The following is a 15,362-nucleotide window of genomic DNA, read 5'->3' as shown; positions in this document are numbered from 1 at the left end:
CTCCATCGCCACAAGGATGCAGCCATGATCCGCTTCGCTACCCTCTGCGCCGGCCTCGCCCTCTCCGCCAGCGCCTTCGCCCTGTCCCTCGCCGACCTCAGCCAGCAGGACGCCAGCGGCGGCCTCAAGGATGCCCTGACCCAGGGTGCCAAGGTTGCCGTCCAGCAACTCGGCAAGCCGGGTGGCTTCTCCGGCAACCCGGACGTGCGCATCGAGCTGCCAGGCAACCTCGGCAAGGCCGCCAAGACCATGAAGATGATGGGCATGGGGGCCCAGGTGGAACAGCTGGAAGCGACCATGAACAAGGCCGCCGAGGCTGCGGTACCGCAAGCCCAGGCGCTGCTGGTGGACGCGGTCAAGAAAATGACCGTGCAGGATGCCAAGAGCATCCTCAGCGGCCCGGACGACGCCGCCACCCAGTACCTGAACAAGACCAGCCGCGACCAACTGCGCGCGAAGTTCCTGCCCATCGTCAAGCAGGCCACCGACAAAGTGGGTCTGGCTCAGCAGTACAACAGCTTCGCCGGCCAGGCCGCGAGCTTCGGCGTGGTGGACGCCAAGAGCGCCAATGTCGAGAACTACGTGACTGAAGAAGCGCTGGACGGCCTGTTCAAGATGATCGCCGAGCAGGAAGCCAGCATTCGCCAGAATCCGGCGGGTGCAGCCACCAGCTTGGCGAAGAAGGTGTTTGGGGCGCTTTAAGCGTTACGCCTAGTGAAGAAGCCCGGCTTGATGCCGGGCTTTTTTGTGGGTATCCGGCTGGTTCCGGTGAATTGGCAATTTGGGAGATGGATGTCCAGTTCATTGCCGAGTGGGCGTCAGGTTTCTGTTTCGCCTCCCGGCGAGTCTCTTTTGGCAGTCGTCGGAATGCCGCACCACCCAAAAGAAACCAAAAGGGCTTGCCCCTGCATCCGGGTCCGGCTGCGCCGGACTTCCCTCGCTCCATCGTTGCGCCGGGGCACGGCGAGAGGGGCCATCCATGGCCCCACACGCCTCTCGCGGCATCCATGCCGCTCGTCCCCTCTGCAACGATTCCGCTCGGCCTCCTGAAGGGGCGAACTCGCCGCCCCACCGCTTCTGCACGGCTTCAGGCCGCGGGTTGCTTCAGGATGATTTGTCCCTCGCCGACGCGAGTCACCCCTCTACCTTTGGGAGAGGGGCTGGGGGTGAGGGTAACGTCCATCGGCACGGCCCCGATCAGCAGCAATCACACAAGATTGCCAATCTGTTCTGCCCTCACCTTCCCACAACCTCCACCCGCGCATCACCCAGCACTTCATCCAACCCCTGATGGAACCACCTCAGCGCCTGCTCGAAACGCCCATGCCAGAGCCTGTCGCTGGCCCCGGCCTGGATCCCTGCCTGCACCCGCGCCGCCATGGCGAAGTCCTCCTCCAGTGCCGAATAGAGAATGGCGTTGTTCTTCTCGAAATAGCGCTGCGCCTTTTCCGTCGCCGGCGCTTCCGGCAGCAAGGTATGCCCGAGTACGCGGGTCGCCAGCGGGCCGTCGGGGAACACGGTGGAGAAGTCGATGTGGTCCGGCTCCACCAACACCAGCGTGTTGGGCCAGAGGAAGTACAGCAGATTGCCGTGGCGCCGCAGGTCCCAGTCCTGCTCCGGCTGGTCGAGGATTTCCCGCAGGTTGCGCTTCACGTAGTAGTTGCGGATATGCCGGCCGAAACGCTCGAACAATCCCAGGTTGGGCCAGAACAAATGGTCGATGGTGGCCTGGTGCGCCTTGGTGACGTGGTAATTCTCCAGGAAGGTGTCGATGGTCAGCTTCCAGTTCACCGGCCGGCGAACGTCCTGGGGATCGAAGATCACATGATCGTCTAGGGCGAAGCTGTCGAAGTCAGCCAGGATCTGCTCACCGAAGAAGGCGTTCATGTCCAGCGCCGGCCCCGGAGAGTGACGTGCCCAGACGGCACCGAAGCGTTCGGCGACCGGCACCTCGGTGAGGTTCAGGCACGCGCGATCGATGCCTTCGAAACCGTACCCATGAGGAATGCCCCGAAGCTGCCCGTCCGGGCTGTAAGCCCATGCATGGTAAGGGCAGACGAAGACCCGGTTACGCCCGGCAGCATCGCCCACCAATCGAGTGCCACGGTGCTTGCAGACGTTGAGGAAGCCACGCAGTCGGCCCTGCTCGTCACGAGTCAGCAGCAGCGGTGTCAGCAGGTCGCGGGTGATGAAGTGGCCGGTGGGAATTTCGCCTGAGCGGGCTACCAGCAACGGTTCACGACGGAGTATCTCGTCCCGTTCGCGGCGGTAGCGCTGCTCGTCGAGGTAGACGTCCACCGGCAGCGCCGACGGCGACTCGACGCATTCGGACACGCCCTGCTCCACCAGGGCCAGGGTTCGCTTGAGCAATTCCACCTGAGTCGCGTGCTGCATGGGTACCTCGTCTTGTGATCATGGGCTGAGGCAAGCCCGGTCAGTCTCGGCGCGCATGCCCACGGCGCCAAGGGCCGGGGAGGAACCAGCCGGATGATTGGCAGAAATGGCCGGAGCGCCCATGAAAAAGGCCCCCGAAGGGGCCTTTTGCGTCAGTGGCTGGGCTGCGGGTCGGATGCCATTGCTGGCTGGGCCTGCTCCGCCTCCGCCGGTTTGACCCGGAACCAGGCGGCGTAGAGCGCCGGCAGGAACAATAGGGTCAGGGCCGTGGCGACGATCAGCCCGCCCATGATGGCCACGGCCATGGGACCGAAGAACACGCTGCGCGACAGCGGGATCATCGCCAGCACCGCTGCCAGCGCGGTGAGCACGATGGGGCGGAAGCGCCGCACCGTGGCTTCGATGATGGCGTGCCAGCGGTCCAGGCCATGGGCGATGTCCTGTTCGATCTGGTCCACGAGGATCACCGAGTTGCGCATGATCATCCCCGCCAGGGCGATGGTGCCGAGCATGGCGACGAAGCCGAAGGGCTGGCGGAACACCAGGAGGAACAGGGTCACGCCGATCAGCCCCAGGGGCGCGGTGAGGAACACCATGGCCGAGCGCGAGAAGCTCTTCAGCTGCAGCATCAGCAGGGTCAGCACGACCACGACGAACAGCGGCATGCCGGCGTTCACCGAGCGCTGCCCACGGGCGGAGTCTTCCACCGTACCGCCGACCTCCAGCAGGTAGCCGTCCGGCAGCTCGGCGCGGATCGGGTCCAGCGTCGGCGAGATGTCCTTGACCAGGCTGGCCGGCAGCGACTTGTCGTAGATGTCGGCACGCACGGTGACGGTGGGCAGGCGGTTGCGGTGCCAGATGATGCCTTCCTCGAAACCGTATTCCAGGGTGGCGATCTGCGACAGCGGCACGCTGTGGCCGTTGTCCGTGGGCACCGCCAGGCTCGGCAACAGGGCCAGTTCCTGGCGTTCACGCACGGTGCCGCGCAGGAGGATCTCGATCAGCTCGTTGTCTTCGCGGTACTGGCTCACCGGCGCGCCGGTCAGCGAGCTCTGCAGGAACTTCGACAGGTCAGCAGTGCTCACCCCCATGGCGCGGGCGCGGTCCTGGTCGATGTTCAGCCGCACGACCTTGCTCGGCTCTTCCCAATCCAGGTGCACGTTCACCACGTGCGGGTTCTCGCGCACCTTGTCGGCCACCTTGCGCGCCAGAGCGCGGACTTCGTCGATGTGCTCGCCGGATACGCGGAACTGCACTGGATAGCCCACCGGCGGGCCGTTCTCCAGACGCGAGATACGGCTGCGCAGGGTCGGGAAATCATCGTTCAGCACCTGGATCAGCCAGCTGCGGATTTCCTCGCGGGACTCGATGGATTTGGCCAGCACCACGAACTGGGCGAAGCTCGCCGCAGGCAGTTGCTGGTCCAACGGCAGGTAGAAACGCGGCGAGCCGGTGCCGACGTAGGCAACGTAGTTATCCACACCGGGGTGGTCGCGCAGCATCTGCTCCAGACGCTTCACCTCGACCTCGGTATTGGCCAGAGACGAACCCTCGCCCAGCTTGAGGTCGACCATCAGCTCCAGGCGTCCGGAAGACGGGAAGAACTGTTGGGGCACGAACCGGAACAGCGCGATGGAGGCGACGAACGCGGCCAGGGTCAGCAGGATCACCGTCTTGCGCCGGCGTACGCACCACTCCACCACGCGACGTACACGCTGGTAGAAGGGAGTGCCATAGGGATCGTGGCCCTTGTCGCTGCCGCCGTGCTTCTTCGCGTGCAGCTTGGCCAGATCGGGCAGCAGGCGGTCGCCCAGATAGGGGACGAACATCACCGCGGCAATCCAGGACACCACAAGGGCGATGGTCACCACCTGGAAGATCGAGCGGGTGTACTCGCCGGTACCGGATTGCGCGGTGGCGATGGGCAGGAAACCGGCGGCGGTGATCAGGGTGCCGGTGAGCATCGGGAACGCCGTGCTGCTCCAGGCATAGCTGGCCGCCTTTAGGCGGTCATAGCCCTGCTCCATCTTGATGGCCATCATTTCCACCGCGATGATCGCGTCGTCCACCAAGAGCCCCAGCGCAAGTACCAGCGCGCCGAGGGAAATCTTGTGTAGGCCGATGCCGAGGTAGTACATCGTGGCGAAGGTCATCGCCAGCACCAGCGGGATGGACAGCGCCACCACCAGGCCAGTCCGCAGGCCCAGGGAGAAGAAGCTCACCAGCAGTACGATGACCAAGGCCTCGGTGAGCACGCGAACGAACTCCCCTACCCCGGTCTTCACCGCCGCCGGCTGATCGGACACCTTGCGCAGCTGCATGCCGGCCGGCAGGTTCTGCTGCAGTCGGGCGAACTCCTGCTCCAGCGCTTGGCCGAGCACCAGGATGTCGCCGCCGGGCTTCATGGATACGGCCAGGCCAATGGCGTCTTCGCCCATGAAGCGCATGCGCGGCGCCGGCGGGTCGTTGAAGCCGCGACGCACTTCCGCGACATCGCCGATGCGGAAGGTACGGTCACCCACGCGGATGGGGAAATCGCGGATTTCCTTCACCGAATCGAAGCGGCCGGAAACCCGCAACTGCACACGGTCACTGGCGGTCTCGAAGAAACCGGCGGCGGCCACGGCGTTCTGCTCTTCCAGGGCTTGCTGAACGGCGGCGAGGGGCAGCCCCAGGGTCGCCAGCTTCACGTTGGACAGTTCGATCCAGATCTTCTCGTCCTGCAGGCCGAGCAGTTCCACCTTGCCCACATCCTTGACCCGCTGCAGTTGCAGCTGGATACGGTCGGCGTAGTCCTTGAGCACGGCGTAGTCGAAGCCCTCGCCGGTCAGCGCATAGATGTTGCCGAAGGTGGTGCCGAACTCGTCATTGAAGAACGGTCCCTGGATACCCGGCGGCAAGGTATGGCGAATGTCGCTGATCTTCTTGCGGACCTGGTACCAGAGCTCGGGAATCTCGTTGGAGTGCATGGAGTCGCGGGCGATGAAGGTCACCTGCGATTCGCCGGGGCGGGAGAACGAGATGATCTTGTCGTACTCGCCGGTCTCCATCAGCTTCTTCTCGATGCGTTCGGTGACCTGGCGGGACACTTCCTCGGCACTGGCGCCCGGCCAGTTGGTGCGGACCACCATGGCCTTGAAGGTGAAGGGCGGGTCTTCGCTCTGACCCAGCTTGGTGTAGGAAATGGCCCCGACTATGCCCAGCAGCAGCATGATGTAGAGGACGATCTGGCGGTTTTTCAGCGCCCAGGCGGAAAGGTTGAAGTTCACGGCGCCTTACTCCTTGGCCAGCATCTTCACCGAACGATTGGCGCGGTCCACCGGCCGCACCTGTTGGCCTTCGCGCAGCACCTGCACGCCGGCGGCCACGACCCAATCGTCGGGCTTCAGACCTTCGAGAACCGGCACCCGGTCCTCGCCGTAAGGACCGACGCGCACCAGGCGGCGCTTGAGGGTGGAGTCCTTGGGATCCACTACCCAGACATAAGGCTGGCCCGCTTCGGCGGTCAGCGCCGAGAGCGGTACGGAAAGGGGAACGGAACCGTTGCTGCGGATGAAGACGCGGGCGCTCTGCCCCAGCTCTGCCGGGACCTTGCCATCGGCGAAGGCGACACGCGCGGCAAAGGTGCGCGACTGCGAATCGGCAGCCGGCGCCAGCTCACGGATACGCGCCGGGAAGCGCTGGCCGGGCAGCGACCAGAGCTCGACCGCCACCTCCTGGCCGACCTTGAAGCGGTCGATGGCATGTTCCGGCAGGCTGATCAGCACTTCGCGCTCACCGTCCGCTGCCAGAGTGAAGACCGTCTGTCCGGCGGCCACCACCTGCCCCACTTCCGCGCGACGGCTGGCGATCACGCCATCCTGGGAAGCGCGCAACACGGTGTAGGCAGCCTGGTTGCTGGCGACGTTGAACTCGGCCTTGATCTGCTTCACCCGCGCCTCGCCCGCGCGGTACTGGTTTTCCACGTTGTCGTACTGGGAGTGGCTGATCATCTGGCGGTCCAGCAGGGTGCGGTAACGATCACGCTCGGCGCGCACCAGCTTGAGGTTGGCTTCGGCGGCGGCGACCTGGGCCCGGCTGGCCTCCAGCTGCAGGCGCACGTCCTCCGGGTCCAATTCGGCCAGGGACTGGTCCTTCTTCACCCGCTGCCCCACTTCCACGAGACGCTTGGCGATCTTGCCGCCGATGCGGAAGGCCAGATCGGGCTCGTAGCGCGAGCGCACCTCACCGGGGAAGGTATCCACCGCCTCCGCAGCAGGCTCGGGTTGCACCACCATGGCCGGACGCACCACCTGTTGCACAGGCTCCCCATTGCCGCAGGCCGTGATCAACAAGGAGAGGGAAAGGGGCAGAGCGAGGGGCAAGGCATGGCGAAACATGATGAATGACCTTTCGCGAAGAGCAGCTGGAATATTTATACTGCTGGGTATAGTAAAAATAGCAAACTCACCAGTCCAGTATTTAGAAAGAAATGTCTGACAATTCGTTTCCGACCAGCGGCCCAGGCCGCCCAAAAGATCCGGCTAAAAGAAAGGCAATTCTCGAAGCCGCGAAGAATCTTTTCCTACGAAACGGCTACGACGGCAGCAGCATGGACGCCATCGCCGCCGAGGCCGGAGTGTCCAAGCTGACCGTGTACAGCCATTTCACCGACAAGGAGACGCTGTTCTCCGCTGCGGTGAAGGCCAAGTGCGAGGAGCAGCTGCCGGAGCTGCTGTTCGAGCTGCCGCCGGACGCCAGTATCGAGAGCGTGCTGCTGAACATCGGCCGCAGCTTTCACCAGCTGATCAACAGCCGCGAATCCCTGGAGCTGCACCGCGTGATGGTGGCCATGGCCAACCAGGACGCGAAGCTGTCACGAATGTTCTACGAGGCGGGGCCGCTGCAGATCCTGCAGGAAATGACGGGGCTGCTGGCCCAGGCCAACCAGGCCGGCAAGCTGCGCATCGAGCACGCGCAGAATGCCGCCGAGCATTTCTTCTGCCTGATCAAGGGCGGGCATAACTTCCGTCTGCTGATCGGCTGCGGCGCCGCCCTGGAAGGGGAAGACGCCGAGCAGCATGTGCGGGAAGTGGTGGAGCTGTTCATCAGGGCCTACGCGCCCTGACCGAGCGTCAGCAGGTCCGATCGCGGAATCGGCTGGACGCCACCTGAGGGTGGCGCCGGCTCAGTTTCCGAGTTTCTTCTTCGGATAGATGTCGTACCGGCTGGATTTGCCTTCTAGCGAGTAGCCCGGCTTGGAGCCTTCAATGATCGGGGCCTTGCGCGGGCGCTTCACCACCACGCGGTGGCTGGCCAGGGCCAGGGCCGCCTCCAGCAGCGCCGGGGCGTCCTGGTCATCGCCCACCAGGGGGCGGAACAGGCGCATTTCCTTTTTCACCAGCGCGCTCTTGTCGCGGTGCGGGAACATCGGGTCGAGATAGACCACCTGGGGCGCTTCGCCCTGCCAATGGCGCATCAGCTCGATGGCATTGCCCTGCAGCAGTTGCATACGCGCAACGATGGCGGCGGAGTCCAGGTCCCGACCGGCTCGGGCCAGGCCGTCTTCGAGCAAGGCGGCGATCAGCGGCTGGCGTTCGATCAGGGTCATGCCGCAGCCCAGGGTCGCCAGGACGAAGGCATCGCGCCCCAGCCCCGCCGTGGCGTCCAGCACCGTTGGACGGACGCCGGGCTGCACGCCCACCGCCTTGGCGATCATCTGCCCGCTGCCCCCGCCGAACTTGCGCCGATGGGCCGCTGCACCTTCGACAAAATCCACCCTGACAGGTCCCGGCGAATCGGGGCCGAGTTGCAGCAATTGCAGGCCGTCGTCGCCCAGCTGCAGGGCGAAGTCTGCCTCACCTTCACGCGGCAGCCCCAGGCGTGCGGCCCAGGCATCCAGCGCTTCGGCATACGCCGGTTCCAGGGCTTCGGCCCTTACCCTGACGGAATCTTCACTCATGGACGCAATCGCCTGACCGGAAAAAACCCGCGCATTCTGCCAGAGCCTGTAGCCAGCGTCCCAACGGCGCGCGCGAGAAAGAACCCGCCGCTCAGGACCTGAACAGGTCGTTGATACGGTCGAAAGGCATCGCGCGCGCCATGGGTTCGAGGTCCCCTCGACGTAATGATTCGGCCGCCTGATAGAACGCCCCCAGGGCGACTCGGGCCAGATTCGAGCCAACGCTGACCCGCTTGACTCCAAGCTCGGCCAGCTCGTCCAGGCCCAGTTTCAGGCTGGGCGAGCCCACCAGCACGTTCACTGGTCTTGGCGCCACTGCATGAACCACTTCCCTGATCTGTTCGCGGGTGGTCAGGCCAGGCGCGTAAAGCACATCGGCGCCAGCTTCTGCATAGGCCACCAGCCGACGCAGCGTGTCGTCGAGGTCAGGGCGTCCATGCAGGAAGTTCTCGGCCCGTGCCGCCAGGGTGAAGGCGAACCCGAGACTGCGGGCCGCTTCCACTGCGGCGCGGATGCGTTCCACGGCAAGTTCCAGCGGGTAGATCGGGTCCCCGTCCCGGCCGCTGGCGTCTTCGATGGAGCCGCCCACCAGCCCTGCCGCAGCTGCCGCGCGGATGGTCTGCGCACAGTCTTCGGGGCGATCGCCGTAGCCGTTCTCCAGGTCCGCTACTACCGGCAAGGGCGTCGCCTCGACTATGTCTCGGGCATTGGCCAGGGCTTCTTCGCGGCTGACATTGCCTTCGGCATCACTCCGGCCCAGGGCGAAGGCAAGGCCGGCGCTGGTGGTGGCCAGGGCGGAGAACCCCAGGTGGGCGAGCATCTTGGCGGAACCTGCATCCCAGGGATTGGGCAGGACGAACAGGCCGGGGGCATGGTGCAGGGCGGCAAAGGCTTCGCCGCGTTGCGCTTGGGTGGTCATGGCAGGCTCCGGAATCTGCGAACAGTGGCCGATAGCCTAGCCCAAGGTTTACAGGAGACCGAGCTGTTCGGCAGGCGGTTGCGGCAGCACGAGGGCCGGCAGTCCGGGCAGGCGCTCGCAAAGGGCTGCATGGAAGCGCAGGGCCTGGGCTGCCGCCAGGTGATTGTCCGGGGTGTGCAGGAAAACGTTGGGCGTCAGGCCCTGTTCGATCCAGCCTGCCACCTTGTCCAGCCAGGGCTCGAGGAACGGCTGGTTGGCGTCCAGGTCAGGCCCGCCGATAAAACGCACCTGCGGACTGGCGCTGAAGGCGGTGGGTCGAACCGGCACGCGCGGTTTCTTCGACTGCGCATGGAGCACCGCCGGGTCCTGGGAGCGGACGCTGAACAGGGCCCGCGAATCCAGGCAGATGCGCTCTACGCCGCGCTCGTGCAGCAGGCGATTGAGCACCCGCTCGGCGTCGCCCTTGTCGAAGAAGGCCGGATTGCGCACTTCCACCGCAATGGACTGGTGACTGAACTCGTCCAGCCAGCAAGCCAGCTCGCCGAGCCGGTTAGGCCCGAAGGCCGCCGGCAACTGCAGCCAGAGCGGCGCCAGACGCGGCCCGAGGGGTGACAGCAGCTGGAGAAAGTCCTGGGTGGCGGTGAACTGGTCGCGCAGATCGCCTTCGTGGCTGATGTCGCGGGGCACCTTGGCGCAGAAGCGGAACCCCTCCGGCATGGTTTGCGCCCAGCGCTGAATAGTCTCGGCAGATGGCCGGGCGTAGAAGGTGGTATTGCCTTCCACGGCGTTGAACACCTGGCAGTAATGGCCAAGGGTTTCGGCGGGACGCAGGTCAGCGGGATAGAAACTGCCGCGCCAGGCTGGCTCGTTCCACGACGGGCAGCCCAGGTGATAAGGCAGCATCAGGCGTAAAAGTCGAGGCCGAGGACTTCGGGGGCGTCGTATTCGGCGGTCATACGGGCGGTGGTGCTGTAGCTGGCGATGGCCTGGGCGGCGCGGTTGCTCATGTTGCGCTGCTGGATCAGGTCTTGCGGACGCACCGGGAGGCTGTCGGTCGAACCATTGCTGGCCTGCACGCGACGGGACTGCGGAGCCTGCTCGTAACCCTGGGTCGAGGACGGCGTACTCGGCTGCTCACGACGAGCCTCCTCCTCACGCTGGATCTCGCGGAAAGGCGTGACCGCGCTGCCCTGGCGAGGGCTGCGCTCCAGCGGATAGGAAGAGTTGAAGCCGTCGATACGCATCGGTTACTGCTCGGCAATGCTGGCGTTTCGAAATGAATGCGGGAGGACTCTAGCCGTCCGCCCCGGCGTTGGCAATCCGCGGCGGAGACGGCATGAATTGATTCTAGTTCGGCGCCTTGGGCGTGGCGACGTTGTCGCGCAGGTAGACCGGCTGCGCCTGATCGGCGGGCAGGCCTTCCCCCCGAGCCCAGGCGAAGCGAGCCAGCGTCAGCAGGTCTTCGGCATGGGGCAGCAGGTCCGGCGACTGGCCGCTGACCTGCACCGGAATCCGCGCAGAGAAGGTGCCCCAGCCGGTGCCGGCGCCGTACCAGTTGCCGCTGGCATCGCGTGGCAGCAGGGCCTGTTCGGGCGGCAGCACCGCTTCCACGCCCGCCAGGCGCATTTCGCCGGCTTCCAGGCGGTAGCAGCCCCAGTAGACCTCATCCATGCGCGCGTCGATGGCGGCAGCAACCTGCTCCACGCCCTGCTCGCGATGGGCGCGCTGGGCCAGCACGGCAAGGTCGGACACCGGCAGCACCGGACGATCGAGTGCAAACGCCAACCCCTGGACGACGCCGATGGCGATGCGCACACCGGTGAAGGCACCGGGGCCGCGACCGAAGGCGATGGCATCCACTGCGGCCAGCGGCAGACCCGCTTCACCCAGGAGGGTCTGGATCATCGGCAGCAGACGTTGGGCATGCAGGCGCGGGATCACCTCGTAATGGCTGAGCACCTTGCCGTCATGCAGCAGGGCAACGGAGCAGGCTTCGGTGGCGGTATCCAGGGCCAGCAGAGTGGTCATCGATCAGTCCAGACGCAGGAAAAAAGGCGGGCATTATAAACGCCAACGGCCCGCAAGCGGGCCGTTGGTCAGATACGAGCTGCGTCTCAGCTGAGAGCGGCCAGTACCTTGGCAGTGATCTCGTCCACGGAGCCAACACCGGCAACGGCGCTGTACTTCGGGGTGCCTTCGGCGGCGGAGAGCTTCTGGTAGAAGTCCACCAGCGGCTTGGTCTGGGAGTGGTAGACCGACAGGCGCTTGCGCACGGTCTCTTCCTTGTCGTCGTCGCGCTGGATCAGGTCTTCGCCAGTTTCGTCGTCCTTGCCGGCAACCTTCGGCGGGTTGTGCTCGGTGTGGTAGACGCGGCCGGAAGCCGGGTGTACGCGACGGCCGGCGATGCGGCTGACGATTTCCTCGTCGTCCACGGCGATTTCGACCACGTGGTCGATGCTCACGCCAGCTTCCTTCATGGCTTCAGCCTGAGGGATGGTGCGCGGGAAACCGTCGAAGAGGAAGCCATTGGCGCAGTCGGGCTGGGCAATGCGTTCCTTGACCAGGTTGATGATCAGGTCATCGGAAACCAGGCCGCCGGCGTCCATGACGCTCTTGGCCTGCTTGCCCAGTTCGGTACCGGCCTTGACCGCTGCGCGCAGCATGTCGCCGGTGGAAATTTGCGGAATGCCGAACTTCTTGGTGATGAACCCGGCTTGAGTACCTTTGCCGGCACCAGGGGCCCCCAGCAGAATCACGCGCATCGATGTGCTCCTCAAAGATTTTGTTTTCGAATCGGTCGGATTCGCCTCATGGGGCCAATCTCAGAATGGGTATTTCGGCGTCGCTGTCGGGCCAAAAGGACGTTCAAGATACACAGCGCCCCTATAGCGCACAAGACGCCGGAAGTAGGGGCGAAAACGGCCTCAACCGGTGTTTCGCAACCCCGCCGCGATACCCGCCACGCTGACCAGAAGGGCCTGCTCCAGAGGGCCTTCGACATGCTGCTCGCAGCGTCTGGAACGGGCCAGGAGCTCGGTCTGGAGCAGGTGCAGCGGGTCCAGGTAGGTGTTGCGCACACTGATGGCTTCGCGGGTCTCCAGGCTCTGCGCCAGAAGCTCGGACTGGCCGGTCAGGGCCAGTACCGAAGTACGCGCCTGCGACAATAGGTCGCGCAACTGCGCACCCAGTGGTTTCAGCTCTTCCGGCACCAGCCGTTCGTCGTACAGCGCAGCGATATTCACGTCCGCCTTGGCCAGGACCATCTCCAGCATGTCGATGCGCGTCGCGAAGAACGGCCAGCGCTCGCGCATCCGCGCCAGCAGCGGGGTTTCGCCGCGTTGCCCGGCGTTGCCCAGCGCCGCCTCCCAGCCCAGCCAGGCCGGCAGCATCAGGCGCGTCTGGGTCCAGGCGAAGATCCACGGAATCGCCCGCAGGCTCTCCACGCCTCCGGCGCGGCGCTTGGCCGGCCGGCTGCCCAGTGGCAGGCGGCCCAGTTCCTGCTCCGGCGTGGCCTGGCGGAAGTACTCGACAAACTGCGGATGCTCCCGCACTACCGCGCGGTAGGCCGACACGCCATCGGCGGCCAGGCGGTCCATGGCGGCGCGCCAGGCGGGCTCGGGCTCCGGTGGCGGCAACAGGGTCGCCTCCAGCACCGCGGACAGGTAGGTATTGAGGTTCTGCTCGGCGATGCCGGGCAGACCGAACTTGAAGCGGATCATTTCGCCCTGTTCGGTGGTGCGGAAGCGTCCCGCCACCGACCCTGGCGGTTGCGACAGGATGGCCGCATGGGCAGGGCCACCGCCGCGCCCCACGGTGCCACCGCGACCATGGAACAGGAGCAGCTCCACCTGATGCTCGCGGCAGATCTCCACCAGGCGCTCCTGGGCACGGTACTGCGCCCAGGCGGCCGCCACGGTGCCGGCGTCCTTGGCTGAGTCGGAGTAACCGATCATCACCTCCTGCGGACCGTGCAGCCTCGCGCGATAGCCGGGAAGGCCCAGCAGGCGCTCGATGGCCGGGCCGGCGTTGTCCAGGTCGGCCAGGGTCTCGAAAAGTGGCACCACGCGGATCGGCCGTTGCAACCCGGCCTCCTTGAGCAGCAGTTGCACCGCCAGCACGTCGGAGGGAGCACCAGCCATGGAAATCACATAGGAGCCCAGGGAAGCGGCTGGCGCGTTGGCCACGACCCGGCAGGTGGCGAGCACTTCGGCGGTGTCGGCCGATGGCCGGTAGTTCGGTGGCAGCAGCGGGCGGCGGTTGTCGAGTTCACGCTGAAGGAAGGCCAGGCGGTCTTCCTCGTTCCACTCGGCGTAGTTGCCGAGGCCCAGGTAATCGGTGATTTCTCCCAGGGCAGCGGCGTGGCGACTGGAGTCCTGGCGGATGTCCAGGCGCACCAGGAACAGGCCGAAGCTGGCGGCACGGCGCAGGCAGTCGAGCAACGCGCCGTCGGCAATCACACCCATGCCGCACGCGTGCAGGGAGTGGTAACAGACTTCCAGGGGCTCCATCAGTTGGCTGTTTTCATGGAGCACTTCGGGGCCAGGCGGGATGTCCCGGTCCAGTGCCGCTTCGGCCCAGGCACGGGTCGCACGCAGGCGATCGCGCAGTTGCTTGAGCACCGCACGATAGGGTTCGGGATGCACGCCCACGTGCACCCGCAGTTCATCGCTGGCCTGCTGCATCGACAGCTCAGCGGCCAGGTGGTCGACGTCGCGCAGGTACAGGTCAGCAGCCATCCAGCGCGCCAGCAACAGCACCTGGCGACTGATGGCGGCGGTGACATTGGGATTGCCGTCGCGGTCGCCGCCCATCCAGGAGGCAAAGCGCAGCGGCGCGGCGCTCAGCGGCAGGTGCAGCCCGGTGGTGGAATGCAGGACCTGGTCGACGTGGCGCAGCACCTTGGGCAGCGCATGCCAGAGGGAATGCTCGATCACCGCGAAGCCCCACTTCGCCTCGTCCACCGGGGTCGGCCGGCTGCGACGGATCTCCTCGGTGTGCCAGGCCTCGGCGATCAGGCGCAACAGACGCAGGCGCACACGTTCGCGCTCGTCGTCGCTGAGGTCGGCGTGGTCCTGGGCCGCCAGTTGTGCAGCCATGGCGTCGTACTTCTGGATCAGGGTGCGGCGGGCGACTTCGGTGGGATGGGCAGTCAGCACCAGTTCGATGTCCAGGCGCGCCAGCTGCCGGGCCAATTGTTCCGGGGCGTGGCCGGCGGAGAGCAGGCGCTGTAGCAGGTCGCCCAGCACGCGGTCTTCGAAGGGCTGCGGCTCGTCCGGGGCTCGCCGGCGGATGCGGTGGTACTGCTCGGCGATATTGGCCAGGTTGAGGAACTGGTTGAACGCACGGGCCACCGGCAGGAGTTCGTCATCGGTGAGGCCGTCGAGGGTCTCGTTGAGCTGCCGTTCGCCCTGGGCCGATCCCTTGCGCCCAGCCTTGGCGCCCTTGCGGATGCGTTCGATCTTGTCGAGGAAAGCGTCCCCCAGCTGGGCACGGATCGTGTCACCGAGCAGCTCGCCGAGCAGGTGGACATCCTCACGCAGACGCGCGTCGATTTCGGCCATTGCCTTCACTCCGTAGCTGTGTGCGTCCTCCAGATTGCCGATAGCGCCATGCAGATACAAGGGCGCGACGAACGGCATATCCGGACGCTCCCGCGAGCTAGTCTGAACCATAGCCGCCATCACGAATGACGACTCCCGGGCGGCCGAGATCGCCCGGAGCTCGAAAACACCCACCACCATGTGGGAAGAGGATGAGGTGTCTATGAAGATCCGAGAATTGGTCCGCCATTGGGAGCAGAACGCTAAAGGTCGCCTGACCCGCAGCGAGTACAGCATTCACCTGGATCTGGAGTCCGCCGCCCGACTCGCGGCGCTGGCCGAGATGTACCCCAAGCGCAGCGTCGAGGAACTGATCGGTGAACTGGTGGGCGCCGCCCTGGAGGAGCTGGAGGCCAGCTTCCCCTACGTCAGGGGCAGCCAGGTGGTCGCCACCGATGAACAGGGCGACCCGCTCTACGAAGACATTGGGCCGACGCCACGTTTCCTGGCCCTTTCACGCCGTTACCTGCAGCAGCTCAACGATCAGCGCGACGCCGCCAATCACTGA

Annotated in this window: 13 protein-coding genes; 3 read left to right on the top strand and 10 right to left on the bottom strand. The window is 65.6% G+C overall.

What is annotated here, in order from left to right; genetic code table 11:
- The first annotated feature begins 24 nt into the window (after positions 1-24).
- Positions 25-702 (top strand): DUF4197 domain-containing protein, encoded by a 678-nt coding sequence (locus E8F06_RS13880; protein WP_280368119.1) that lies wholly within the window; start codon positions 25-27, stop codon positions 700-702.
- A gap of 534 nt (positions 703-1,236) precedes the next feature.
- On the opposite strand, the gene E8F06_RS13875 is transcribed toward E8F06_RS13880, so the two are convergent.
- The 3 genes from E8F06_RS13875 to E8F06_RS13865 all read right to left on the bottom strand — a co-directional run bounded on the left by E8F06_RS13875 (position 1,237) and on the right by E8F06_RS13865 (position 6,773).
- Positions 1,237-2,394: an aromatic ring-hydroxylating dioxygenase subunit alpha gene (locus E8F06_RS13875; protein WP_280368117.1), complete on the bottom strand. Its 1,158-nt coding sequence runs from the start codon at positions 2,392-2,394 to the stop codon at positions 1,237-1,239.
- 152 nt (positions 2,395-2,546) lie between these two features.
- Complete coding sequence (locus tag E8F06_RS13870; protein WP_280368115.1) at positions 2,547-5,663, bottom strand: efflux RND transporter permease subunit; 3,117 nt, start codon at positions 5,661-5,663, stop codon at positions 2,547-2,549.
- Between the two features lie 6 nt (positions 5,664-5,669).
- The gene (locus tag E8F06_RS13865) at positions 5,670-6,773 is read right to left on the bottom strand and encodes an efflux RND transporter periplasmic adaptor subunit (protein WP_280368112.1); all 1,104 of its coding nucleotides are present in this window, start codon (positions 6,771-6,773) and stop codon (positions 5,670-5,672) included.
- Positions 6,774-6,865: 92 nt separating this feature from the next.
- Here E8F06_RS13865 and E8F06_RS13860 point away from each other — a divergent pair, with 92 nt between their 5' ends.
- A complete protein-coding gene (locus tag E8F06_RS13860) occupies positions 6,866-7,501 on the top strand; it encodes a TetR/AcrR family transcriptional regulator (RefSeq protein WP_190831026.1) in 636 nt (211 codons plus the stop codon).
- A gap of 60 nt (positions 7,502-7,561) precedes the next feature.
- Here E8F06_RS13860 and E8F06_RS13855 read toward each other — a convergent pair whose 3' ends face one another.
- The 7 genes from E8F06_RS13855 to ppc form a co-directional block, all read right to left on the bottom strand.
- The gene (locus tag E8F06_RS13855) at positions 7,562-8,335 is read right to left on the bottom strand and encodes a class I SAM-dependent methyltransferase (protein WP_280368107.1); all 774 of its coding nucleotides are present in this window, start codon (positions 8,333-8,335) and stop codon (positions 7,562-7,564) included.
- A gap of 91 nt (positions 8,336-8,426) precedes the next feature.
- Positions 8,427-9,254 (bottom strand): isocitrate lyase/phosphoenolpyruvate mutase family protein, encoded by an 828-nt coding sequence (locus E8F06_RS13850; RefSeq protein ID WP_280368102.1) that lies wholly within the window; start codon positions 9,252-9,254, stop codon positions 8,427-8,429.
- Between the two features lie 48 nt (positions 9,255-9,302).
- Positions 9,303-10,157, bottom strand: coding sequence for a DUF72 domain-containing protein (locus tag E8F06_RS13845; RefSeq protein ID WP_280368099.1), 855 nt, complete (start codon positions 10,155-10,157; stop codon positions 9,303-9,305).
- Positions 10,157-10,498, bottom strand: coding sequence for a hypothetical protein (locus E8F06_RS13840; protein WP_280368097.1), 342 nt, complete (start codon positions 10,496-10,498; stop codon positions 10,157-10,159). The genes E8F06_RS13845 and E8F06_RS13840 overlap by 1 nt, the downstream gene beginning before the upstream one ends.
- 103 nt (positions 10,499-10,601) lie before the next feature.
- Positions 10,602-11,282, bottom strand: coding sequence for a tRNA (adenosine(37)-N6)-threonylcarbamoyltransferase complex dimerization subunit type 1 TsaB (tsaB, locus tag E8F06_RS13835; RefSeq protein ID WP_280368094.1), 681 nt, complete (start codon positions 11,280-11,282; stop codon positions 10,602-10,604).
- Between the two features lie 86 nt (positions 11,283-11,368).
- Positions 11,369-12,016 (bottom strand): adenylate kinase, encoded by a 648-nt coding sequence (gene adk / locus E8F06_RS13830; protein WP_280368092.1) that lies wholly within the window; start codon positions 12,014-12,016, stop codon positions 11,369-11,371.
- 162 nt (positions 12,017-12,178) lie between these two features.
- Positions 12,179-14,815: a phosphoenolpyruvate carboxylase gene (gene ppc, locus E8F06_RS13825; protein ID WP_280368574.1), complete on the bottom strand. Its 2,637-nt coding sequence runs from the start codon at positions 14,813-14,815 to the stop codon at positions 12,179-12,181.
- Positions 14,816-15,017: 202 nt separating this feature from the next.
- Here ppc and E8F06_RS13820 point away from each other — a divergent pair, with 202 nt between their 5' ends.
- On the top strand, positions 15,018-15,362 hold the full coding sequence (locus tag E8F06_RS13820; protein WP_280368089.1) for a pilin assembly protein: 345 nt from the start codon (positions 15,018-15,020) through the stop codon (positions 15,360-15,362).

Origin of the sequence: Pseudomonas sp. BN411, from assembly GCF_029871235.1 — a bacterium.
GTDB lineage: Bacteria > Pseudomonadota > Gammaproteobacteria > Pseudomonadales > Pseudomonadaceae > Metapseudomonas.
Note: the sequence above shows the minus strand (reverse complement) of the source record. Positions and strands in the feature narration are given on the sequence as shown.

Coding starts and splice junctions, on each gene's coding strand:
- E8F06_RS13820 (WP_280368089.1), top strand. CDS start 15,018: ATGAAGATCCGAGAATTGGTCCGCCATTGGGAGCAGAACGCTAAAGGT.
- ppc (WP_280368574.1), bottom strand. CDS start 14,815: ATGGCCGAAATCGACGCGCGTCTGCGTGAGGATGTCCACCTGCTCGGC.
- E8F06_RS13855 (WP_280368107.1), bottom strand. CDS start 8,335: ATGAGTGAAGATTCCGTCAGGGTAAGGGCCGAAGCCCTGGAACCGGCG.
- E8F06_RS13845 (WP_280368099.1), bottom strand. CDS start 10,157: ATGCTGCCTTATCACCTGGGCTGCCCGTCGTGGAACGAGCCAGCCTGG.
- E8F06_RS13850 (WP_280368102.1), bottom strand. CDS start 9,254: ATGACCACCCAAGCGCAACGCGGCGAAGCCTTTGCCGCCCTGCACCAT.
- E8F06_RS13840 (WP_280368097.1), bottom strand. CDS start 10,498: ATGCGTATCGACGGCTTCAACTCTTCCTATCCGCTGGAGCGCAGCCCT.
- adk (WP_280368092.1), bottom strand. CDS start 12,016: ATGCGCGTGATTCTGCTGGGGGCCCCTGGTGCCGGCAAAGGTACTCAA.
- E8F06_RS13865 (WP_280368112.1), bottom strand. CDS start 6,773: ATGTTTCGCCATGCCTTGCCCCTCGCTCTGCCCCTTTCCCTCTCCTTG.
- E8F06_RS13880 (WP_280368119.1), top strand. CDS start 25: ATGATCCGCTTCGCTACCCTCTGCGCCGGCCTCGCCCTCTCCGCCAGC.
- tsaB (WP_280368094.1), bottom strand. CDS start 11,282: ATGACCACTCTGCTGGCCCTGGATACCGCCACCGAAGCCTGCTCCGTT.
- E8F06_RS13875 (WP_280368117.1), bottom strand. CDS start 2,394: ATGCAGCACGCGACTCAGGTGGAATTGCTCAAGCGAACCCTGGCCCTG.
- E8F06_RS13860 (WP_190831026.1), top strand. CDS start 6,866: ATGTCTGACAATTCGTTTCCGACCAGCGGCCCAGGCCGCCCAAAAGAT.